General features: G+C 35.5%; 21 protein-coding genes. 6 read left to right on the top strand and 15 right to left on the bottom strand.

Features of this window, described 5'->3' with window-relative positions:
- Nucleotides 1-28: 28 nt before the first annotated feature.
- Nucleotides 29-1132 carry a FecR family protein gene (locus tag B5X51_RS12465; protein ID WP_079721519.1) on the bottom strand — a complete coding sequence of 368 codons (1104 nt, stop codon included), beginning with the start codon at nt 1130-1132 and terminating at the stop codon, nt 29-31.
- A gap of 95 nt (nt 1133-1227) precedes the next feature.
- Between B5X51_RS12465 and B5X51_RS12460 the strand changes: the two genes are divergently transcribed.
- From B5X51_RS12460 to B5X51_RS12445, 4 genes are all read left to right on the top strand, one after another.
- Nucleotides 1228-1794, top strand: coding sequence for an RNA polymerase sigma factor (locus B5X51_RS12460; RefSeq protein ID WP_079721518.1), 567 nt, complete (start codon nt 1228-1230; stop codon nt 1792-1794).
- Nucleotides 1795-2260: 466 nt separating this feature from the next.
- Nucleotides 2261-5002 (top strand): M16 family metallopeptidase, encoded by a 2742-nt coding sequence (locus B5X51_RS12455; protein ID WP_079721517.1) that lies wholly within the window; start codon nt 2261-2263, stop codon nt 5000-5002.
- Nucleotides 5003-5010: 8 nt separating this feature from the next.
- On the top strand, nt 5011-7044 hold the full coding sequence (locus tag B5X51_RS12450) for a protein-disulfide reductase DsbD family protein (RefSeq protein ID WP_079721516.1): 2034 nt from the start codon (nt 5011-5013) through the stop codon (nt 7042-7044).
- Between the two features lie 6 nt (nt 7045-7050).
- Nucleotides 7051-8532 carry an aminotransferase class V-fold PLP-dependent enzyme gene (locus B5X51_RS12445; RefSeq protein ID WP_079721515.1) on the top strand — a complete coding sequence of 494 codons (1482 nt, stop codon included), beginning with the start codon at nt 7051-7053 and terminating at the stop codon, nt 8530-8532.
- 505 nt (nt 8533-9037) lie between these two features.
- On the opposite strand, the gene B5X51_RS12440 is transcribed toward B5X51_RS12445, so the two are convergent.
- From B5X51_RS12440 to B5X51_RS12380, 13 genes are all read right to left on the bottom strand, one after another.
- A complete protein-coding gene (locus tag B5X51_RS12440; protein WP_079721514.1) occupies nt 9038-9814 on the bottom strand; it encodes a glucose 1-dehydrogenase in 777 nt (258 codons plus the stop codon).
- 11 nt (nt 9815-9825) lie between these two features.
- Nucleotides 9826-11178, bottom strand: coding sequence for a serine hydrolase domain-containing protein (locus B5X51_RS12435; RefSeq protein ID WP_245828750.1), 1353 nt, complete (start codon nt 11176-11178; stop codon nt 9826-9828).
- An 8-nt stretch (nt 11179-11186) separates the two neighbouring features.
- Nucleotides 11187-11651: a hypothetical protein gene (locus B5X51_RS12430; protein WP_079721513.1), complete on the bottom strand. Its 465-nt coding sequence runs from the start codon at nt 11649-11651 to the stop codon at nt 11187-11189.
- A gap of 161 nt (nt 11652-11812) precedes the next feature.
- The gene (locus B5X51_RS12425) at nt 11813-13426 is read right to left on the bottom strand and encodes an efflux MFS transporter permease (protein ID WP_079721512.1); all 1614 of its coding nucleotides are present in this window, start codon (nt 13424-13426) and stop codon (nt 11813-11815) included.
- Complete coding sequence (locus tag B5X51_RS12420) at nt 13426-14493, bottom strand: HlyD family secretion protein (RefSeq protein ID WP_079721511.1); 1068 nt, start codon at nt 14491-14493, stop codon at nt 13426-13428. Before B5X51_RS12420 ends, B5X51_RS12425 begins: the two co-directional genes overlap by 1 nt.
- Nucleotides 14494-14520: 27 nt before the next feature.
- Nucleotides 14521-15846, bottom strand: coding sequence for a TolC family protein (locus tag B5X51_RS12415; protein WP_079721510.1), 1326 nt, complete (start codon nt 15844-15846; stop codon nt 14521-14523).
- A gap of 96 nt (nt 15847-15942) precedes the next feature.
- On the bottom strand, nt 15943-16779 hold the full coding sequence (locus B5X51_RS12410; protein WP_079721509.1) for a helix-turn-helix domain-containing protein: 837 nt from the start codon (nt 16777-16779) through the stop codon (nt 15943-15945).
- A 316-nt stretch (nt 16780-17095) separates the two neighbouring features.
- Nucleotides 17096-17587: a GlcG/HbpS family heme-binding protein gene (locus tag B5X51_RS12405; RefSeq protein ID WP_079721508.1), complete on the bottom strand. Its 492-nt coding sequence runs from the start codon at nt 17585-17587 to the stop codon at nt 17096-17098.
- A 111-nt stretch (nt 17588-17698) separates the two neighbouring features.
- Nucleotides 17699-18511, bottom strand: a complete 813-nt coding sequence (locus tag B5X51_RS12400) for an META domain-containing protein (RefSeq protein WP_079721507.1) — start codon at nt 18509-18511, stop codon at nt 17699-17701.
- Nucleotide 18512: 1 nt separating this feature from the next.
- The gene (locus B5X51_RS12395) at nt 18513-19013 is read right to left on the bottom strand and encodes a nucleoside deaminase (protein WP_079721506.1); all 501 of its coding nucleotides are present in this window, start codon (nt 19011-19013) and stop codon (nt 18513-18515) included.
- A gap of 74 nt (nt 19014-19087) precedes the next feature.
- On the bottom strand, nt 19088-20254 hold the full coding sequence (locus B5X51_RS12390) for an MFS transporter (protein WP_079721505.1): 1167 nt from the start codon (nt 20252-20254) through the stop codon (nt 19088-19090).
- Between the two features lie 136 nt (nt 20255-20390).
- Nucleotides 20391-20798, bottom strand: a complete 408-nt coding sequence (gene uraH / locus B5X51_RS12385; RefSeq protein ID WP_079721561.1) for a hydroxyisourate hydrolase — start codon at nt 20796-20798, stop codon at nt 20391-20393.
- 70 nt (nt 20799-20868) lie between these two features.
- Complete coding sequence (locus B5X51_RS12380) at nt 20869-21438, bottom strand: Crp/Fnr family transcriptional regulator (RefSeq protein WP_079721504.1); 570 nt, start codon at nt 21436-21438, stop codon at nt 20869-20871.
- 610 nt (nt 21439-22048) lie between these two features.
- On the opposite strand from B5X51_RS12380, the gene B5X51_RS16055 reads away from it, so the two are divergent.
- Nucleotides 22049-22171, top strand: coding sequence for a hypothetical protein (locus B5X51_RS16055; RefSeq protein ID WP_262506833.1), 123 nt, complete (start codon nt 22049-22051; stop codon nt 22169-22171).
- Between the two features lie 203 nt (nt 22172-22374).
- Nucleotides 22375-22821 carry a PAS domain-containing protein gene (locus tag B5X51_RS12375; RefSeq protein ID WP_079721503.1) on the top strand — a complete coding sequence of 149 codons (447 nt, stop codon included), beginning with the start codon at nt 22375-22377 and terminating at the stop codon, nt 22819-22821.
- A 219-nt stretch (nt 22822-23040) separates the two neighbouring features.
- Here B5X51_RS12375 and B5X51_RS12370 read toward each other — a convergent pair whose 3' ends face one another.
- A complete protein-coding gene (locus tag B5X51_RS12370; RefSeq protein WP_079721502.1) occupies nt 23041-24201 on the bottom strand; it encodes an alpha-hydroxy acid oxidase in 1161 nt (386 codons plus the stop codon).
- Between the last annotated feature and the right edge of the window lies 1 nt (nt 24202).

Below are 24202 nucleotides of genomic sequence, written 5' to 3'. Positions count from 1 at the left end.
TTTTTATTAGATTACTCTCATGCACTATTTAAGGTTTGGTTATTATAATCTTGTTTTTAATCCTCTTATAATTGAAAGCTTTGTATTTCTGAAAAGTTTGTAGAACCTGATCTATATTTTCAGTCTCAAAACTCGCACTAATTTTCATATCGTTAAGAGCTAGATACTTATTCTCTATAGTTACATTAAACTTCCTTTCCAATTTGTTTTTTATAACTTCAAAAGAATCGTTTATAAAAATAATGTTGCCATCTATCCAGGCCAGGTATTTTTCTGGTTTCACAATAGAAACCTCAATTTCTTCTCCGCTAATCTCCGCTAGTTGATTAGGACTTAATATCACCGAATCTTTTTCTGATTTTGGAGTAGCTAAAACCTTTCCCGAAACTAGTAAAGCTTTGGTTTTTTCATCATTTTCGTATGCCGTAACATTAAACTCTGTTCCTAAAACCTCCACCTTCATTTGATTGGTAGAGACTATAAAAGGCCTGGAGTTATCATGGGCAACTTTAAAATAAGCCTCTCCCTTCAAAAACACCTCCCTATTGCCTTCATCAAAAAATGCTATTGGATATTTTAATTCAGTCCCGGCATTTAGAATTATTTCTGAACCATCGGTTAACTTTACTTCAAAAGTTTTCCCAAAAGGAACTCTTAGTGTATTATACTGTAGTTCCTTATTGGAACTTACCGTATTCTCCTTATAAACCAGTTTGCGTTCCTCTTTATTAAGAATTATGGATTGTCTTAAAGAAAAATTCTCTTCGTTCCCTTCCATAACTTCCAAAGTACCATCTTCTAATTCTAGAGTAATTTGATTAGATTCTCTAAAATTATTTTGATTTGTAATATTATAATAGGCAAAAATCCCACCTAAAATAAAGGCTGCAAATACAGCGGCATACTTTAAAAAGAAAAAGTTCTTTTTATTACGCTCCTGCCTTTTAGCACCTCCCATAACTATAGGAGCCTTCTGTTCTTTGGGAACAAAATTGCGATCTATTAGATATTGGGTCTTTACAAAAGATTTATATGTTTTCTGGTTCGCTTCATCTTCCAACCAACTATCAAGCTCCTGAATCTCTAATTCAGAAGCTTCTTTATTTAAATATTTTATTATGATCTTTTCCATATCCACACCTATGATGATTTTTATTTTATTTACCCTTAACTTTTTTTTAATTATTTTTTAATATACATATCTTGCCCTAAATTTTAACGATATAAATGAACAATACAGATTTCTCACAAGCACTTAAAGATGGTGACAAACATGCTTACGGAAGCTTGTTCGAGAAACACTACCAGCCTCTTTGCGCTTATATTAAATCTTATACCCAGGATTGGGATACCGCGCAGGAGATTGTTCAGTCCACATTTATCGTTATATGGCAAAAAAGGGAAAAATTAGATATTAATACTTCGCTTAAGAGTTATTTATACAAAACTGCATATAATTCTTTTCTTCAAATGCAACGTGCCAATAAAAAACAGGAAAAATTATCACAGCGGCTAAAAGAAGAGGCTTTACGAGAAGAAATCTTTATAGATGAAGAATTACAAGAAAGAAAAATTAAAAAACTGAGAGAAGTTATTGAAAAACTTCCCTCCCGATGCAAACAAGTTTTAGAGTTAAAGCAACAAGGGTACAAATACAAAGAAATTGCTGAAAAACTCGAACTATCAGTTAAATCTGTAGAGTCTCAAATGCGTATTGCTTATCAAAAAATAAGAGACGAATTTAAAGAAGATCCTTTCTTCTTTATAATTATCCTAAAAGCTCTTCAAATTTAAGATCTACATTAAAACATTTAGTTCAGCATAAAGGTTTACGCTAAATTTAAAAGTAATGTTCATCTCAAAAGAAAGACAAATATAAAGTAAACCACCTCGTGAGCCCGCCAAGAGATATTAAATAATTTTTTTTATCCCTAATAAAGCTTATCCGCTATTCCCCTTAACAAGTTAACTTAATTTTTTTGTTTTAATTTTTTAAAGAAAAAAATAAAAAGAACAGATAGCACATTGAAAATAAACACTTCACGATCAATTCGTTACAAAAATAAAAACGAACAAACCTCCTCTCTACTTTAGTAGGTCATTTTTCATTTTAACAATATATTAACATTTACTTCACAATGGTTTTTAGGCTTTACGGTCTCATAGGGCTGTAATCCGGGTTTAGAAATAAGTTAACCAAGATCTTTTTATTTCACCCGGAGTTAAATATTTCCTTATTCACCCCTAAAATTTAAAAAATATGAAGCAATGTTTTTTTTTAAGAATTTGTACTTACGTTATGCTCTTTAGCTTCTTTACAAGCTATGCGCAAGAGAACAAATTCCAACACTTAAAGTCTCTTGGAGGCATAGAGGAATACAATTATAAACCTAACGATCTACAGGTTTTATTATACCAGGATCAAGCTGCTCCAGTAGTAACAGTTCAAATTACTTACCACGTTGGCTCTAAGCATGAAGTTCCTGGAAATACCGGTTCTACACACTTATTAGAACACTTAATGTTTAAAGGCACCCCAAAATATAACCCAGAAACTACCACGGTTACCAATGTTTTACAAAATATTGGGGCCAACCTTAATGCAACAACATGGAATGACAGGACTAATTATTACGAAACCATTCCAAGTGATTATCTTGAACTTGCCTTAGAGGTGGAAGCTGACCGTATGCGAAATGCTTTACTACTTCCTGAAGACAAGGAAGCGGAAATGACCGTAGTAAGAAATGAATTTGAGCAGGGAGAAAATAATCCCAATAGCATCCTTTCTAAAGAAATATGGGCTACAGCTTTCATGGCGCACCCCTACCATCATTCTACCATTGGTTGGAAATCTGATATTGAAAATGCACCAAACGAAAAATTAAGGGAATTTTACGATACCTATTATTGGCCAAATAACGCAACGCTTTCTATTATTGGCGATTTTGAAAAAGAAGAAGTATTTGAATTAGTTGATAAATACTTTAGTAAAATATCTAAAGCACCAAAAGATTTTCCGCAGCCATATACTGAAGAGCCAGAGCAAACTGGACCCAGACAAATAACCGTTAAGAAACCAGGGCAAACTGGCGTTGTAATGACCGCTTTTAAGGTTCCTGGAAGAATGCATAAAGATCATGCGACCTTAGGTGTATTAAATATGATTCTTAGCAATGGTGCTTCTTCTATTCTAAATAAAAAATTCACAGATAATGGCAAAGCACTATACGCTTATAGCCAACTTAGTAATTTTAAGGACCATAATTTAATGTCTATCGGACTTGGATTAGCTCCAGATTTTGAACATCACGAAGCCAAAGAAGAACTCCTTGCTCTTGTAGATACTATTAAAGCCAAAGGTGTGGCCAAAGAAGACATAAATAGAGTGGTATCGGCAACTGTGGCAAGTAACAAAATGAGTAGAGATGGCTCTTTTGCTATTGCAGGAGCATTAAATGAAGCAATTGCAGTAGGAGATTGGACCGATTATATTAACAGAATTGAAAAACTAAAACAGGTTACAGCCGACGATGTGCAAAGAGTCGCCAAAAAATACCTGAATATAGATCAAAGTACTACCGGTTTCTTTATTCCAAAAAATAAAACAGGGAATAACGAGCAACAAGAAGCTCAAGCTGAAGCTTTTCAGGAAAGTAGCAATAACGAGCTTTACTATAGAAACCTAAATACTGTCCGAAAAGAACAAACAGCAGCTACAAACTTAAACTTTACTCCGCTTAAAAAGGATAATCCTTTTAAATATAAAAGGCAACAAGTTTCAGGGATAGATTTAGTTACCGTAAACACAGCGGTAGACGATTTTATTACCGTAACCGGAAGTTTTAATGCCGGAGAATCTGTAGCTAAAAAAAGCAACCTTGCTTCCATTACTGCTGCAATGCTATCTAAAGGAACTTCAACAAAGGATAAATATGAGTTCTCTGAAGCACTTGAGAAAATGGGAACAAATTTAAGTTTCTATTCGGGAGATTTTAAAACAGGATTCTATTTTAAAACACTTAACGACAATGCAAATTCGGTTATCCAATTACTTACTGAGGCTTTATTTAACCCGGCATTTGAAGAGGAGGAACTGGAGCTAATTAAGAAACAATATGTTGGGAACTTAAAGAATCGTTTAGACGATCCTTCTACCCTGGCTCAAATTGAATTAGCCCAAACTATTTACCCGGAAGACCATCCAAACTATGCTAAATCTATTGAAGAACAAATCGAAGAGATAGAAAGCATAACACTAAAAGATGTTAAGGCCTTTCATAAATCACAATATCTAAACGCACCCATTCAAACCGTGATAGTTGGAGATGTTAATGAAACTGAAATCGTAAATGCTTTAAAAAAGAACTTCCCTGCATCTACAAAAAAAGCAACTTCCTTAACTTATCCTTCAAAATCTACAAAAAGTAAAAAGGAAGTTTCAAAAACCATTCAGGTACCAGAAAAACCAAGTGCCAGCCTGGTTATTGCACAATACACCGGACTTACTAAAAATGATCCTGATTATTTAGCGATGAAAGTAGGCACCTACGCTTTAGGAGGTGGTTTTGCTGGCCGACTTATGCAAGAGGTAAGAGATAAAGAAGGACTAACTTATGGTATTTATGCCAACCAGGCTGGCAACACTTTTACAGATGGCTACTGGTTAGTTAATGCTTCTTTTAACCCAGATTTAATTGAAAAAGGAGAAGCATCTAGCTTCAGGGAAATTAATAACTGGATTGAAGAAGGTATTACCCGTGAAGAACTTCAGAATAAAAAAACAAATATAATTGGATCCTTTAAGGTTTCACTTTCTACAACTGGTGGGATGGCAAATACAATCTTGCAATATTTACAGGAAGGTAAAGACCCATCTTATATTGCTACATATCCTAAGGAAATTGAAAAATTAAGTCTTAAAGAGGTAAACTCAGCAATTAAAAAATATATCAAGCCGGGACAGTTTATAACCATCAAATCTGGCTCTATTAAAGAATAAAACAAACTATGATTTTTAAACTTAGCAACAGGTTTTTCAAAAGAGGTGTAAAATTCTTACTATTTCTCATTCTGCTCGTATCAGCTAATGTAGATGCCCAAATATATGACCCCGTTAAATGGTCTACAAGCGTAGAGAAAATCTCGCAGACAGAGTTTGAATTAGTCACCAAAGCTCAAATAGAACCGGGCTGGCATCTTTATTCTCAGAAAGTTCCAGAAAATGGCCCAATCCCAACAAGCTTTAGTTATGAGCAGGGAGAAGGTTATGAGCTAATAGGAGAAACCCAGGAAGACGAAGGTCGAACAATAAATGATCCCGTCTTTAATATGGTAATCACCTTTTTTGAAAACCAAGCTGAGTTTAGGCAAAGAATCAAATTAACTCAAGAAGAATTAAAAAGTATTAAGGGGGAAGTAGCCTTTATGGTATGTGACGATGAACGCTGCCTCCCTCCTACTTACATAGACCTAAACTTTGATCTTTCTTCCAGTATTGCCGCTACCGGTAGTTCTACTAGCGAAGAAATAAAAAAACAAGAAAACCAGGTTTCTGAAGGTGAAACAACCTCAGAAACAGCTATTGCTGATACCAGAAAACAGGAAAAAAAGGGTTTATGGACCATTTTTATTATTGCCTTCTTTTCGGGTTTTGCAGCTTTGCTTACTCCCTGCGTTTTCCCAATGATTCCCATGACGGTAAGCTTTTTTACCAAACAAAGTAAAACTAGGGCCAAGGGAATAAAAAATGCTATTATTTATGGAATTTCCATTATTGTAATTTATCTTTTCTTAGGTGGGATTGTTACCTGGATTTTTGGAGCAAGTGCCTTAAATGCACTATCTACGAACGTCTGGTTTAACGTCATCTTTTTTATCATTTTAGTCATATTTGCGATTTCGTTTTTGGGAGCTTTTGAAATTATGCTACCAAATTCCTGGGCCAATAAAGTAGACAAACAAGCCGATAAAGGAGGTTTAATAGGAATTTTCTTTATGGGATTAGCCCTGGCTATAGTCTCATTTTCATGCACCGGTCCAATTGTAGGAACGCTATTGGTAGAAGCTGCCTCTAAGGGTGGAATTGCTCCTTTTGTTGGTATGTTTGGTTTCTCTCTTGCCCTTGCATTACCATTTGCATTATTTGCTGCTTTTCCAGGTTGGCTAAATTCGCTACCAAAATCTGGTGGCTGGCTTAATACGGTAAAAGTGGTACTGGGATTCCTGGAACTTGCTCTAGCTTTTAAATTTCTTTCCAATGCCGATCTGGTTTTACAATTACATTGGTTGGAACGTGAAACTTTTCTAGCAATCTGGATCACTATTTTTGGAGCTATGGCTTTTTACCTTTTTGGGAAAATCAAATTACCACATGACTCTCCACTAGATCACATTTCAGTAGGAAGACTTAGCTTAGGTTTGGTTGTAATGGCTTTTACCATTTACATGATTCCCGGTTTATGGGGAGCACCACTACAATTAATCAGCGGATTTCCACCGGCTATGAATTATAGCGAATCGCCATACGGCGTTGGATACACTAAATTAGGCAGTGGCGGCACAGCAAATTCAGAAAATGATTTTCCTGATGGCGCTCATTTAGGACCACACGATATTCTTGCTTTTACCGATTATGAAAAAGGATTGGCTTATGCTAAAGAAGTAAATAAACCGGTAATGATAGATTTCACAGGACACGCTTGTGTAAATTGCAGAAAAATGGAAGAACGTGTATGGAGTGATCCAGCAATATTACAAATTCTTAAAAATGACATTGTACTCATTTCCCTTTATGTAGATGACAAACGAAAATTACCGGAAGACGAAAGTATAACTTCTGAAATAACCGGAAAAGAACTAAAATATATAGGACAGAAATGGAGTGAATTTCAAACTTTAAGATATAAGGCAAATGCGCAACCTTTTTATGTGCTAATGGATTTAGAAGAGCGTAACTTGCTTGATCCCGTGGGATACACGCCAGATATTGAAGAATATAAAAACTGGCTTAAAAAAGGAGTTAAAAAATTTCAAGAAAAATAGTTCAATATGGAAGCAACAGTAAGCGAAATTAAAAACAGCAAACTGGAACAGGAATTCAAAGAGTTTCGAGAAAACACCATAGGCACATCATGCAGCTTTTATACAGATTATGGCAAGCAGGAGCTGCTTTATGCCGATTGGATTGCGAGTGGACGCCTATATCAACCTATTGAAGATATTATTTGTAGTAAAGTGGGCCCAATGATGGCCAATACCCACTCTTTCTCCAGCGAAAGCGGAAAAAACACAACTTATCTTTATCAGGAAGCTCGTAAAATTATAAAAACGCATGTAAATGCGAATAATGAAGATATACTGGTCACCACTGGAACCGGAATGACCGGAGCGCTAAGGAAGTTACAACGTATTATTTCTTTAGATAAACCATTAACCTCTAATGCAGAAGAAGATCGTCCCGTAGTTTTTATTAGCCACATGGAGCATCACTCCAATCAGGTATGCTGGTACGAAACTAACGCCGAGGTTGTTATTTTACCTCCCGGAAAGGATAATCTTATTGATCCTGAAATTTTAGAGAATGAATTAAAGAAATACGAAAATCGAAAATTAAAAATAGGTTCTTTTACGGCCTGCTCTAATGTTACCGGCTTGATTTCGCCTTATTACGAATTGGCAAAAATCATGCATCAACATAAGGGTTATTGTTTCGTAGATTTTGCGGCTTCAGCACCATATGTAAATATGAATATGAACCCTGAGACAGAAGAAGAAAAATTAGATGCTATATTCTTTTCTCCTCATAAATTTCTTGGAGGCCCAGGCGCTTGCGGAGTGCTAATTTACAATGAAAATCTACAGAAAAATGCTATTCCGGATAATCCCGGAGGCGGTAATGTAAAATGGACCAATCCCTGGGGTAAGTATGCTTATTCCTCAGATATTGAAGTTCGGGAAGACGGTGGCACTCCCGGAATTTTACAAGTAATGCGCGCAGCATTAGCTATAAGATTAAAAGAAAAAATGAACCCTAAACAAATGAAACTTCGGGAAGAAGAACTTTTACAGCTTTTTTACGATAAAATTTCTACAATTCCCGAAATAAATGTTTTAGGTAATCCAGAAAACGAACAAATTGGATGTGTCTCTTTTAATGTTCAAGACTTTCATTACAACTTAATTGTTCGCTTACTCAACGATAGATTTGGAATCCAGGTTCGCGGTGGTTGGTCTTGTGCCAGTACTTATGCGCATTATTTATTTAAGATAGATAAGGATTACTCCACAAGGATTAGCCAGGGAATAGCTATTAAAAATATGGAAGATAAACCCGGATGGGTACGTATTTCCCTTCATCCAATAATGACCAATAAGGAGGTGCTATATATTGTAGATGCACTAAAGAAAATTATTGAAAATAAAAATGATTGGGCAAAAGACTATAGATACAACCCGGCAACAAATGAGTTTGACCGCGTTGAAAAATCAAAAGTTAATCTGCCAGATTTCAATAAAATTTTGAGTTTATAAATACAACCTAAAATATTATAATAACTAACAAACCCGCCAGTTCTATACCGGCGGGTTTGTTAATTTTAAAGCTATAAACATTGGTTCAAAAAAAGTTTTCCATTGCTTTTAGCCGGCCTATTTCTCTCCAACTGGTACATTTTACCCCGCTTCAAAATAATTGAAATTCAGAACAAAAACACATAATTACCTGAAATACAAGATATTAATATTATTTTCAGTAAACAATTAAAAAAACAGGTATAAGATTTGGAGTTAGAGTAAGACGATTTTCTAAATGAATTATTATGCAAATAAATATTTATAAAATTTTCATTCTATTAATACTACTTGCATTCGGCTCATCAATATATTTACACAAGAATTTCTATTATTCCATTTGGCTAGAAAATCAAATTACCATAATATTTCTACTTTTTATCATCGTCTTTTTCATAGTGTTAATTACTAAACTTAGAAGATTATAGAAGTAGTTCAAGTCTACTTCTATAATCTCTCCTAAATTTTAGTCTAAAGTTTGTTCTCCACCTCCATTAACAAATAAGACCTGCCCGCTGGTCCATTTTGAAATAGGAGCTGCAAAATACAACACCGCTCCCGCAATGTCTTCTGGTTCACCCAACCTCTTAATTGGGGTATGCGCTAGCATTCTCTTTTCAATTTCAGGAGTTAGAACTGTGCTTAGTGCATGGGTACGAACCGCTCCGGGACCAATAGCATTAATCCGAATCTCATCGGGACCATAATCAAAGGCAAGATTCCGCGTCATGTGGTTAATTGCTGCTTTTGAGGAGGCGTATGCACTAATTGCCGGACTTTTATTTATTGAAGCCATAGAAGACATATTTATAATACTACCATAACCAGCTTCTTTCATATGTGGTGCCACCAGTTGACAAAGGCGCCACATACTAAAAACGTTCATTTCATATACTTTTTTAAACTGCTTCACGTCAATATCATACGGACTCTCTTTACCGGCTCCACCGCCGCCTACGTTATTTACAAGTATGTGAATTCTACTAAATTTCTCGATCGTTTTTTCTACCAAACTTACCAGTGCCTCATCTTTGGTCACATCGCAATCTATGGCGATAGCTTTTCCTCCTTCATCATTAATTTCTTTGGCGGTTTTTTTAGCAGCTTCCAGATCATAATCTGAAACTACCACTTTAGCTCCGTGAGCAGCAAGCATTTTACAACTCGCTTTACCAATTCCGTTTGCGCCACCGGTTACAATGGCTGTTTTTCCTTCTAAATCGAATAATTTTGATGTATTCATAATTATATTTTTTAATTTTTATTACTTAAATAATTTGCCAGGGCCTTATAAGCAGGCAGAGAAGTTGCATCGTTGGCGGCATTTCCGGCTATGGGATGCGAGGCCAGGCGTACAATTATCATTTCTGCTGCCGGGTCTATATAAATGGTTTGCCCGTGAACGCCACGAGCGGCAAAAGCAGCATTCTCATTTTCGGTCATCCACCACATATTGCGGTAAGACCAACCTTTAAGATTAGGATGATTAGATTTCGCAAATGCTTCTTTACTGCCGCCTTTCATAATATCTTCTACAGCAGCTTGTGGAAAAATTTGCTCCCCGTTATATTTTCCTTTGTTCCGAATTAGTTCCCCAAAGCGCGCTAAATCCCGTAGTCCAGCACTTAAGCCGCCACCGGCAAAGGCAATTCCTTTACTATCTACCTGGTAATACGCATCCTGTTCCATTCCTATTTTACTCCATATTTTTTCTGAAAGTAGTTGGCTAACAGATTTTCCTGTTGCTCTTGAAATAATCCAGCCCAATGCATCTGCATTTATGGTTTTATAGCCAAAAATTTCACCGTGTTCCCCCTCCTTCTCTACAGTTTCAAGATATTCATAGTAGCCTACAGGCCCCTTATAATCTTTAGGCTTAGGTAACGGGTTTCCGGCAGCGGAAAACTCCCAAATATCTGCCTTAGGATTGGAGTAATCTTCACTGTATTTAAGCGCAGTGGTCATGTCCATTACCTGTCGTACGGTGGCATCGCCATAAGCCGATTTTTTTAGTTCCGGAACGTAGAAAGATGCTAATTTTTTATCGTCCAGGGTTCCTTCAGCTACAAGAATTGAAGCCAATGTTCCTGTAAAAGATTTTGTTAAGGACATAACCGCATGCACATCAGTTTCTGTAAGCTCGGCAAAATAACGTTCATAGACAACCTTTCCTTTATGTAAGACAATCATTCCATCGGTATAATTTTCCCAAAGTGAAGCCTCCCAGGACATAGGTTTTTTAGAATTCCACGGAATAAAAGTGAGGGAATCAATATGTGAGTCTAGGTTGTATTGAAGCGCTTCTGAAGCTTCCAAACCGCGGGATACATTTTGAGTGGGCAATATTTCACGCATATGTACCACGCTCCATCGTATAGCCGGGAATTTAAAAAAAGAGCCATCCCAGGTGTGAAGTACCTTATCTGGGGCTGGTGGAAATCCTTGCATCCATTCAAAATTAGCCGGTTCACTTTCTTTTGCTGAAAGAAATTGTTGTTTGTCCTGTGCCATAAGCTCTATGCTGAAGAAAAAAAATAATGCGAGTATGGCTGCAGATTGCCAGGTTTTATGGTTACTTGTTTTAATATTTTGGATTTTATTTTTCATAATTGTTATTACTGAATTAATTGGTCAGTTTGTTTTTCTGATATCACACAATTCTTTATGGTAAGATAATTTACAATTCCTGAAACAATTCCAGCAATTAAACCAAGAATTATTAAAGCTATTATAAGCGAAACTTCTACCGTTCCCATATACCTTTGCCATAATACAGCCAGGGAAGTTATAATCCCAAATGTAAAAAACGCGTGTTTTAACGTCAACCAAAAAGCGGTCGGGAAAAATTTAACTTTTGGTGTTTTAATAATAAAATATTGAACCACGGTAAGTATAATGGCTATACTAATTGCGAGCACTACGGCAGTCCCCAAAACAGTTTCATTAGTATTGGTAATGGAATCTACAGAAACTGGAATAGACCCATGGCCTTTCAGAAAAAAATATTGAATTCCGCCGTTTATAACTGCATTGATCACTCCGGTCTTTATTGATCCTTTTAAAATTTCATTTTTATTCATTTTGTCTTTTTTAATCTTATAATTCACCAATACTTTCGCATCAAGTTATTCTCTTCACCCTAGCCTGTAATAGGTTAGAACTTTTTTGTTGAAAAAAACCCTGCTCCAAACCGAAGCCCAAAGCAGGGAAATAGATGGGGATTTCTCCCCAATCAGGCATCTTAAAGCGCAGCCGCACTTGCTGCAGTCGCTTCTTCTTTTATTTCATTATTTTCATTTTCTTCCAATTCACGTTTATATCCTTTTGTTGTTTGGCCTTTTAAGCGTTTTCGTAACAAAACAATTCTACGTTTATCTAACCCTTCCAGATTAAGAAAGGAAACATATACCAGGATACCTCCTCCCAGCAAAACTAAAATCTCATAAATTCTTTTAGTAGAAATTAGTAGGGAATCAATTTTCAGATTTCGATATAAACCCATTGCCACCTCTTTTGAGTACGCACCAACATCCATTTTTCCCGCCATATTAGTGAATGCTTCAAGACTCCAAATTCCATCGAAATAGCCAAAAATAACACTCCAAAGCCCGGGACCAATCATAGTACGAACAATAATGAGTACTGCTGCTACGCCCAGGGTGGCATCTACAGATAAGTTTCCAAGAGCATATAACCAAACACCTATAAATAACACTCCCATTCCAAAGCCACGTAGTATATTGGGAATAATCAATTGTTCATAACTAAGGTTGGCCGAAACCATAAAATACATAAAAAAATAGTAAAATATAAAAGCAGAAAACCCTGTTAATATATACATTTTCAGAGATTTATCTTTCCCCAACCATTTTAAACTATAAACACTTGCTAAAACCAAACCGGGTATCATCCATAAGTTGAAGGAACTGTCCATAACCGAGTTAAATCCCAGCACTCCAATTGTTATTTTGCTTTGTAAAGAACTACCTGCCAGGAAAAATCCTAACATGAGTAACATCATAATCCCGTGTACAACATTATAATTTTTTAAGCTTCTAAAATCTATAAAAGGTCTTTTTGTAAAAGCTTGATTTATTAGATATAAAATAATGCCTACTATCATTATTATTATACTTAGCACAATCGCGTCAGATCTAAAATAGTTTTGCTGTTTGGCAAAGGCAATAAAAAAGGCCATCGCTAAAAATACTACCGTAAATAAAAACATGCCCATCCAATCTATATAATATAGTGGCACCTTTTTATCAAAACGTTTATGATGCATAAAAACCAGGGCTAATAGGGCCAGAACCAACATAATTATAGCCATTACAAAATTGGCGTTCTCCCAGGATGTAGAAAACCCGAGCATGGTCATAAGATATCCTGCCAATTGAGGTACTATAATAGCCATAGGATAAAAAATGGAGTAAAACCTTGGTCGGTTTCCTTTAGGACTTATAATAAACATGACCGGCATTATAAGTTCTATAAGGGCAAACATTTTTAGAAATCCAATAAAGAAAGCTGAAGATACTATAACGAGATTATTATCTGTAGTACCTATCATAAAAGAAGCTATGGCTAGAAATAACAGCGTTCTTACCATTAAAAATTTGGTGTGAAATCGCAATTTATAGCGAAATATAATTGGTAGGCTAACGCCCATTCCCACCACACCGGCATAGTTAGCAAAGACAATCCATTCATTATGGGTGCCCAGACTGCCAACCATATAACTAAGGTTACCGGTATAAATCCCACTCACCACCAAAATAGGTAGGAGGAAAATTATTATCAACAGCAATTGAAGTGGTTTTGGAACCCAATCTGCAAATAAGCCTTTATTATACATTACTTATCTTCATTTAAGGTCATTACCACGTTCATCCCAACCCGAACTTTTTCCAGTAATTGCTGATCGTTCTCTTTGGTAAATTCAATTTTTACCGGAATACGTTGTTGTACTTTTACAAAATTCCCTGCCGAATTATCTACAGGAATAGCTGAATATTCTGATCCGGTAGCGGCAGATATAGAATTAACTTTGCCTTCAAATTCGGTATCTCCCATGGCGTCGATAGTAAAATAAACAATATCCCCCTCATTTATCAATGGAATTTGCGTTTCCAGTAGATTGGCTTCTATCCATTTAGAATCTTCCTGCACCAAAGCTGCAATTTGTTGCCCGGGCTGTATAAATTGACCTCTAGTAATAGATCTTCTGCCCATAACCCCATCTTCTGGAGCTGTGATTACCGAATATTGTAAATTTAATTTAGCTCTGTTTAGAGAGGCTTTTGCAGCTTCAATTTGAGCATCACTTATGCCCAACTGAGATTGTGTTTCAGAAGTAGATAGCTGCGCTGTATTTTTTTGTTTTTGTAAAGCATTATATTGGGATTCCAGTGTTTTTACCTTGGTTTCAATTTGCTGATATTGCTGAAGCGTTACGGCATCGTTATCCAATAGATTTTTATATCTGGCAAGATCTGCCCGCGCATTTTCCAATTGTGCCTTCACACCAAGCATATTGGCTTCAACAGTATTCTCCCCACTGCCTACTCGAGCTACCGAAGATTTGGTGGCTTCCTTACCGGCTTCGGCCTGACTTAAGCCTGCTTCGGCCTGTGCTATGGCGTTTTTAAACTCTGTTTTATCCAATACTATTAAAGTGTCTCCCTTTTTTACTTTTTGATGTTCTTTAAAGTGAATTTCTTCAATATAACCGGGTACGCGAGAGTTAATAGGGTTAATATATGCCTTTACCTGAGCATCGTTTACATATGTATCGTCATTGATGTGAAGGTAATTCTTAAAGATAAACCAAATTGCCAGTAGGGTTACTATAAATACAAACCCGTTTAAAAGCGTTAAATATAATTTGTTTTTTTTCTTAGTGTTTTTATCTGTTTTTGCCATGATCTATTTTTTTAAAAGTTGAATGTTTTATAGTTGCCCGGTAACTCGAAGAAGCTTTACATAATTCAAAATAATATTTGTTTGGTCATCCAGGGTTTGCAATTCTGCCTGCAATTTTGTGTTGGAAGCATCTATTATTTCGATTAAAGTCACCAGTTGATTTTTATATTTTAGTTCGGTAATTCGGTAGTTTTCATTTGCCGCGGCTTCATTTACAAGGCTAACAGATTTTTGTGCTACCGCCTGCCGATAGTTCTTATAAGCCTGGTTCACCTGTGCATCTATTTGTTGTCTTACCGCTTCTTTTGCCAATTCTGCCTGATCTATCAAAGCTTTATCAACAGCCGCCTTTTTTCTGTTTTTAAACAGCGATTCTATGTTATATGAAAGATTGAGACCAACCTGGTACGTATTGGAATAGTAATCTAATGCCGGAGTGGTAGAAGTCATAGGTCGCGTAGCATTATACCCGGCAAAGGCCGCCAACACAGGCATTTTATCGGTTTTGGTTAATTCCAAATTCTTTTCGGCAATAGCTAATTGTGTTTTGCTGGCATCTAACTGCGGATTGTTTTGATAAGCCAGTTGTCTAAAAAATAATTCATCTTGCTGGCGTATGGTATGATCCAGGTTGCTCACATCGGGAACAATCAAAATATTCTCATCCAATCCGGCAAAAAGGCTTAAGTTTTTATTAGTGATTAAAATAGCATTTTGAATTTCAATAATGCTTTGCTTTAATTTTCTTTCCAATACCTCTGCCCGTAAAACCTCGTTTTTGGTAATCATATCCTGCTCAAAATAATAACGAGCATTTTTTGTACGTTCTTCAGCTAACAAGATATTGCTTTGCAAAATTTTCTTTTGATTCTGAAGATTGTATAGGTTTAGATACAATTCTGTTGCATTAAGCTTTATAGCTTGTTCGGTATCTTCGCGCTGATTTTCACTTAAATTTTTGTTGAGTTCAGCAAGTTTTACAGCTTTGTTTACACGACCACCGGCAAAAATAAGTTGGTTTGCTGATATGTTCATTTGATGCCCAAAATTAGGGATATCTACTTTTTGAATTTTGGACCAGTGTTTATCGTAGATATTCACATCACTAAGGTACATACCACTCATATCTACGCCAATATCGGGTAGCCTATTCGTTTTTACATCGCCAATTCTGGCATCGGCAACGTCCACCTGCGCATTGGCCAGTTGCAATTGAATATTATTTTCCTCTAATTTTTCCGCCAGTTCCTGGACGGTCATTTGTTTTTCTTGCAGCTCTTGTGCTATGTTAGTTTGATGATTCAAACAAAATAACAGCGAGAAGAGCAAACTAAGTTTTTGTAAATGTTTCATGTGCCTATCTATTTTTTGATAAGACAAAGGTATACTGAAGCTAAACTGCTGAAATAGTAAAACTTAGGAAGAGGATGTCAAAATGTACGATTCTGGTTATCCCTGGTAATTATTCCGGAATTCTGAAGGGCTCAGGCCATTTTGCTTTTTGAAAAAATGGCTAAAAGTATAGGGATCATTAAAACCAAGTTCAAAGGCAATTTCTGAAATTGGTTTATCAGTTTCAGTTAAATTCCTTTTTGCATGACTGTAAAGTAAGCTGTGTATAATTTCAAGGGCAGACATACCGGTAATTTCCTTTATGGTAGTGGAGAGATGCCTGGTAGTAACATTTTGCATCCTGGCATAATCGCTTACCTTTAATTTGGAGGTACCTTTCTCCTGAATATTTTTAAGAAAATTCAGTACTAACTTTTCTTGCTGGGTTCTGGGTTCCGACTTAAATGAGACCGCGTGGTTCATTTTATCGATCGCCATATATAAAAATGAATAATTTAAATGCCGAAAAATATGATTCTCCAGGTTTGAATTTTGGGAATCTGCTATTTGCTGTTTGATAAAATTAAGTAAGAACCATAGATCGTTAAAATCATTGGTTGGAAGAAAAAAGCTGGGTTGGGAATCGGCATATACGTGCTTAAAAGCGGCCAAAAGATCCAGTTTTAAGGTCATGCTGCGAATATACCTACGATCGTATTTTATCAATATACATTCACAGTCCGGGCTCAAACCGGTAAAATTAATAATCCCTTCTTTTGAAAAAACCGAAATAGTTTTGGAATCTATTTTATCTTCTTCATTGTTTATACTCACTTCCCCATGTTTAATCAATAGGAAAAATGGAGAAACCACTTTAAAGACCTTATTTTCATAAAGGTTCTGGCGAATTGTCGCCTCAGTAAAAATTTCAAAACTATTTTCGGCTTCTAACATTTTCTGAAAGATATAATATACTCTTAAAGTAAAGAATAATTATCCTTAAGTTTTTAAAATGTATAGAGCAAATACATTTTCCAATAGTGCATTTGGAATGATAATATTTGATTTTAAAATCTAGTTACTTGGTAACCGGGTTTTAAATGTTCAGCGACTTATACCTCAAAATCAAAATTATTTCATCTATATAATGCCTCTTGAGCCGGCCCGGAGTTAATTTACTCGATAATCGAGATTGAATGCTCCGAGGCTTGCCTCGAAATCAAATTATATTTTTCAATATTAATGCTTCGTGAGCTTGCTCCGAAGTAGTTTACTTTATTGTAAATCCCAAATTTTTAAGTGCTGCCAACGCGATATTGTGATCATTTTCACCGCTACCTCCGCCAGATATACCAATACCTCCTACAAGCTCACCATCTTTCCAAATAGGTGCTCCACCGCCTAATAATAAGAGTTCAGCAACTGTATTTAAGTTTTTAGCATCTCTACTTTCAGCAGCTTTTCTCATTAATTCAAAACTTGGAGTTTTTGTAGATAATGAGGTATAAGCTTTTTTTCGCGAGGCTTCAGTATTATGAGGTCCTACCTGATCTCCCTTCAGCAATAACAAAGTAGTTCCCGATGAATTGAGTATTGCAATAGATACATTTTTGTCCAATTTCTTAGCTTCAAGCCCTGCTTGTTCTGCCAGCTTTAAAGCTCCTGATTGATTTAAGTCTAAAGATTTTTCCAAATACTGCCCAGACATAGAATAAGTTATTAATACTATTAAGGTGCACAGTATACTTTTAGCTATTTTCATAATTATTTTATTGTAAGTTTTTTAAAATTTTATTGTGATCTAAGTTTCCAGATATATAAACCTCCCAGCGTTAATTTAGATCTTTATTAATAGGTAAAAATTATTTTTTTTCTAATCAAAGTAAACCGCTTCAAAAACGGCTAATGGTGCACGCCTTCCAACATTTAAGCTTAAAACATCATCCTGAATTGTGTAATTGTTTGCCAATTCAAAAACCTTTAAGAATTCAGATTCATTGACCGCTACATCAGCACAGGCTTTCATAGTAGTAGCCATTTGAGAAAAATTAATACGATTGCCATCTTCCAAAGTATATGTACCATTAAAAGTATTACAACCTGCAAATCCTTTAATCATATTATCCTTAACATCCAGAATAAAATAAGCTTCTCTCTCCTGGTTTTCGCTCATTTCAATTTCCCGGCCTTCCAGGGTTTTAAGTTTCCAATACTTCCCTGTAACCTCTGGCTCAGATTTTTTAAAAACAGCCAGAGGGCTTCGCCTTCCAACATTAAGCATTAAGAGATTATCATTTACCGTATAATTATCAGCAAGCTCAAAGACTTTCAAAATTTCGCTTTCATCAATCATATTTTCGGGACAGGCCATACGCGTAGTAGCTAATTTAGAAAACCGAATACGGTTATTTTCCTCTAAAGTATAATCCCCAAAAAACGTATTGCACCCGGCAAAACCATTTATGCTATTCCTATCTGGATTTAAGGTGAAATAAATAGCATTTTTATTATTGTTAGTTATTTTCTGACCTTCCAGTTCTATTAGCGTCCATTTTTCCTGGATAATAGACTCCTTATCAGCTAAACTCGAAGTAGAACCATCTGTAGATTCACTTGTTTTTTTTGCAGTGTTACAGCTTACAGCAGTTATGATTATAAGTGCAAGACTGAATATCTTATTTTTCATTTCAATTATTTTTGTGATGTTTTATTTGTAAGTCTTTAATTTCCTGAAGAAGTTCGCCTTTAAATGGGCCTTTAACCGTAATATTTTTAATAATTTTCTCAACAGGAATAAAATTAATAAGTGTCGCTTTGGCGTTTCCATCTTCCAGCCAGGTTCCTAATTGTGCTGCCGAACTTAGATAAACAATTCCTCCCAATCCTACCCAGGCATGGGCTGCCGCACACATAGGGCAATGTTCGCCACTGGTATACATTGTCGTATTTTTTCTATCCTTTTCTGAAAGGTTTTCTGCCGCCCAATTGGCCAATTCTATTTCCGGGTGTGAAAGTGCATTAATTTCATTCACTCTATTTCGTGCAGTGGCGATTACCTCATTATTTTCATTAACCAAAATAGAACCAAATGGTTCGTCTCCAGCCTTAAAAGCTTTTTCAGCTAAAACAAGACAATGCTTTAAATGCACTATGTCATTTTCTGTAAACTTATGTTGAGAGTTTTCCATAATTTCTATAATTTTCGATTTACTAATTGCTTGTGAGGCAAGAATAAGATTCTGAATTCAGTTTTTCTCTGCAGCTAAAAAGAAACCGTTTTATGCTTATACATTAAGTATACCAATAGAATGCCAAGTGATAGAATTATTCCTAAAATTGAAACACCCGTCCAGTGATAATACTCCCAGGCAAAAGCGCCCAGACTTGTACCTACAGCCCCACCAATAAAAAAGCTCACCATATAAATTGTGTTTACACGGTTTCGGGCTTCAGGATTTTTAGAAAAAATGATATTTTGATTCGTAATATGCAAAGCCTGTAAACCAAGATCTACTAACGTAACTCCAATAATTAAACCGATTAAAGATGTGGCGGAAAACAAGAAAATACCCCAGGACAAAATGAGTAAAATTATGGAAAACAAAATGATCTTGTTCTTATTGATTTTATCATTTAATTTACCAACTACCGTAGCTGCCAGTGCACCTAATATCCCAAAAAGACCAAAAGCTCCGGTAACTCCACTACCATATCCAAAAGAGTCTTCCATTAGAAACACCAGCGTAGTCCAAAACGCACTTAAGCCCGCAAATGCCAATGCACCTCTAAGTGCAGCTAATCTTAAGGAAGATTCGGTTTTAAAATAAAACCAAAGAGACTTCATTAAAGCTGCATAACTGCCTTTATAATTTGGCTTTATTCCAGGTAATTTGAGTTGTAGTAATATAAAGAGTGCAAGCATTAATACAGCTGCGGCATAATACATAGCCCTCCAGCCAAATTGCTCTCCAACCAATCCACTAATCACCCGGCTTCCTAAAATACCAATAAGCAATCCACTCATCACGATACCAATGGCACGGCCACGACCTTTATCGTCTGATAATTCTGCAGCCATAGGCACAAAAAGTTGTGGAATAGCCGATGTAAAACCTATAAAAAAACTACTAATAATAAGTAACAGCAAGGAGTTTGAAACGGCAGCAGCAATTAAAGACAGAATCATTAAAAAGAAGTCAAATTGTAAAATCTTCTTATTGGTTACTTTATCACCAAGCGGAATAATTATTAATAATCCCAGCGCATAGCCTAACTGAGTAAAGAGCGCAACATTACTTACTGCAGACTCATTTACAGAAAAAGTAACAGCTATTTGGTGAAGCAGCGGCTGATTGTAATACAAGTTCGCGACCACCAAACCAGCTGAAATACTCATAAGGTACAGTACAGAATTACTAAGCTGTTTCATTGAAATTATGCTAAAGAGGAAGTAATAGTAGCTATCGGCATTGGGGATTAGCTTATAATTACTGTAGGGTAAATACTAAAAAGTATTAAGTAAATTACAGCAGAAATCCCCAGCCGAAGACTAAATAAACATTTTGTTAACTACCACGGTAAGTGGAATAACCAAAGGCCGAAAGTGTAATTGGTACGTGATAATGTTTCTCATCTTTAATTTCAAAAACAACTTCTATAAAGGGATAGAAAGTTTCTTTACCCTTTTCTTTATAATATTCATTTACAAAAAAGGTGAATCTATAAATCCCATTATTATTCTTTCCTGCCGGAAGAAAATCATTTACACGGCCATTTTCTTCTGTTAGCTTTTCGGAAACAAATTCCCAGGATTCTGTTTTATTATTTCTCTTTTCCAGTTTAATAGAAACATTTGCAGCCGGAGCACCTTCAGAGATATCTAAAATATGCGTAGATAACTGATGTGCATCTTTTTGAGCAAAACTTAGTGATGTGACCAGGATCAAACTGAGGCCAAAAAGCATTCTTTTCATTTTCATAATATTTTTTTTTACAAAAATAGAGAGAGAAATGTTTAAGAACGTTGACATAAGTCAATAAATTTTACAGCCTGGATTTAGCTCTGCTTAAGGTAGAAGGCGAAATCCCAAGGTAAGAAGCGGCCATTTTATTGGAAATTCTTAAGAGAATTCGGGGTTGGTTTTCTATAGTCCATTTTACTTTTTCTAGCGCATCAAAGCCCTGAAAACCATATATCCTTTTTTGGGAAGTAATAAAACCAAGTTCCAATATTTCACGATAAACCCGGTCCAGTTCAGGGAATTTTGTGATTAGGTTATAAAAATCATTACGTTTACACACCAATAATTCCGATTTCTCCAGACTTTGAAGATATTCGCCTGCAGGTTTTTGATCTATAAAACTTGGTAAAGCGGTACAGAACATTTCTTCAAAAGCAAAAAAACGTGAAGTCTCCAGGCCTTCTGAGTTAAGCGTATAAATACGTAACATTCCTTTGTTGATAAAATAAAAGTCATTACAAACCTCTGTATGGTTTACTAATATCTCGTTTCTTTTAGCGGTTTTCAGCCTGAAAAAATCTCCAATATAACTTATATCAGTTTCCTTTAAAGATGTCTTATTTTTTAAATATTGTTTGAATTTCTGCAACATATTATTTTATCTACTCGGGAATTATAAAATTAGTTGTTTTCTATACTTATTATTTCCAGTACTACAAATAAAGCTTTTTTAAATAGTAGTAAACCATAGCACTTTCATAAAAAGTTAAAAATTCGCATACCAAAGTACCTCGCGGCAAACCAACGAGATATTAATTGTTTTTTGAGTTCAAGGCATGAAGATGCTTCGAATTGGAGCATTCAATCTCGATTATCGAGTAAGCAACAATTTAAAGCCTTAAAAAATGGTTTATTAAAAACATGTAATATTCAAAGTCATTTTAAATGATAGATTTAGAACAATTTAACTTTATAAATCGGTATTTAAAGATTTCTTAATTTTTTATATGGGAAAATGTTGTAAATTGCGGGTTAATATTTTTACGACTAATGTTTTAGCTATGAATCAGGCTTTTTTAAAACTTAAGATCATCTTCCCGACTTTATAAGCACCAGCGAGTGTGCTTTGTTAACCTGTTTCCTTTATTTTTTATTAGTTATTTATTTCTATTTCCCCTAGCGGGAACCAAACTCGCTATATAAAGGTTTTGTTTTACAGGTTCGAGTTTTTAAAAAATCGTGTTGAATTTTAATTTATTATTATGGCAAAGCGTGGTACAGACCTAAAAACTTCTAAAAAAGATCTAAAAGCCAAAAGGCAGGAAAAAGCTGCTCGTAAATTGGAAGAAAAAAAGTTGAAAGGTCGTAAATCAAGAGTTTCTTAATCAAGCTTAATTGATAGAAACGTAAAATAAAAAAGAGTTCTTTTCCCGAATTAAAGGTGAAAAGAACTCTTCTAAATCAAAAACCTCGGGGCAAGCCCACGAGGTATGAATTGGAAAAAACTTTTTGAAATTTCGAGGCAAGCCTCGGGGAATTAAACCCTCTGGAGGGATTAAAACTTATAACATTATTAATTCTTTGAGATATGCAAAGTGATTTGTCTTTAGGTAATAGAATTTTGAGCCAGTATTTTGAGAACTCAATTATACCGCAACTCTTTGTTGATGTAAACTTATTTATAAGAGAATTAACACCGGCAACTGAAGAACATTTTAGATTAAACCGGGATTGTATTGGGCATAAATTACATTCAATTAAAAACAAACTCTGTCATAAAGCTTTCGTGGAAAACGTTAGGGGTGTACTAATTACCGAGCGTGTTGTGCACAAAGAAATACAATTAAGTGATGGGCGTTTATACCAATTATGCATACAACCCTATTTTACAGATTATGAAGAAGAAATTGATGGTGTTATTCTCACTTATCTACAAATAAAAGAATCTTTTACGCTCGAAAAAGAAAATAAAGAATTGCGTTTAGAAAATCAAAAGCTTAAAGATCTATTGATTCGGGAGTTGAATATTTCTTAGAACCTGATTGGAACCAAACTTTATTTTGGTTCACAAAGAATTAGTTCTAATAAACAACTTCGGAGCAAGCTCACGAAGCATTATTATTGGAAAATATAATTTGATTTCGAGGCAAGCCTCGGAGCATTTAATCTCCATTATCGAGTAAACTCAATGATATCGAAATTATACCGAAAATAAGTCTTCCACAAAGACCGCTATTTTCGGTATAATTTTCTTTTAAAAATTAGTATTTGGAATTAAATGATCTTTCAAATCTTCTACCTTCTCGCAGCATAACTGGTCCATCACCTGCTTAAACTGAGTTTTTAGCATAGCTATGGTATGATCTCCTCCTTTATTTCCTAAAGCTGCAGCACCATACATAAAAGACCTTCCCATAAAGGTGAATTTTGCACCAGAGGCTATGGTTCGTGCAATATCTGGTCCAGATCTAAGGCCACTATCCAGCATGATTTCAATTTTATCACCGTATTTTTCAGCTATATTAGGTAAAGTTGAAATAGTGGATTGCGCAGCGTCCAGTTGCCTGCCTCCATGATTAGATAGAATAACACCATCAAATCCCATTTTTATGGCATCTTCCACATCAACCGCCGAAGAGACTCCTTTGAGCACTAACTTGCCTTTCCAGGCATCTCGAATTGGTTTAATTTTTTCAGCATTTAATTTTCCGGAAAAGGTTTTATCCATAAATTTCCCTAGCTGTTTAAGATTTAAGCCTTCCGGTGTATAGGGTTTTAAGGTTTCAAAAGTTGGCACTCCATATTTTAAAGTGTTTATGGCCCAGTTTGGTTTTCCCAAAATTTGAAAGATATTTTTCGCCGACATTTTTGGAGGTAATGCCAGCCCGTTTCTTATATCCCTGGGTCTGTAACCAAAAGTTGGAACATCGCATAAAAGTACTAAAACAGGACACTCTGCTGCTTCTGCCCTTTTTAAAATATCATTTCTAACCTCATCCTCTACCGGGTTATATAACTGAAACCATGCGTTGCCCTGTGTAAGTTCACTGGCACGCTCAATACTCATAGTAGTAACCGTACTTAAGATAAAAGGAACATTGTGTTCAAAAGCTGCTTTGGCTAGTATTTCAGGGGAATTAGGCCACATTAGGCCTTGTAAACCTACGGGTGAAATTCCGAAAGGTGCACTATATTCTTTTCCGAATAATGTAGTAGTTGTATCTGCCTCTTTATAATTTTGAAGGTATCGTGGTTCTAACTGAATTTTTCGAATATCAGAGGTATTTATATTCAAATTTACATCTTCATTGCATCCCCCATCCAGGTATTCAAATGCAAAATCAGGTATTCTTTTTTTAGCCCTTGCGCGAAGATCCTCTATAGAAGGATATTGAGAATTAAAATCATTAGCCATA

The sequence above is a fragment of the Salegentibacter holothuriorum genome, from assembly GCF_900168045.1.
In the GTDB taxonomy this organism is placed as follows: domain Bacteria; phylum Bacteroidota; class Bacteroidia; order Flavobacteriales; family Flavobacteriaceae; genus Salegentibacter; species Salegentibacter holothuriorum.
This window is presented reverse-complemented; position numbering and strand designations above follow the sequence as displayed.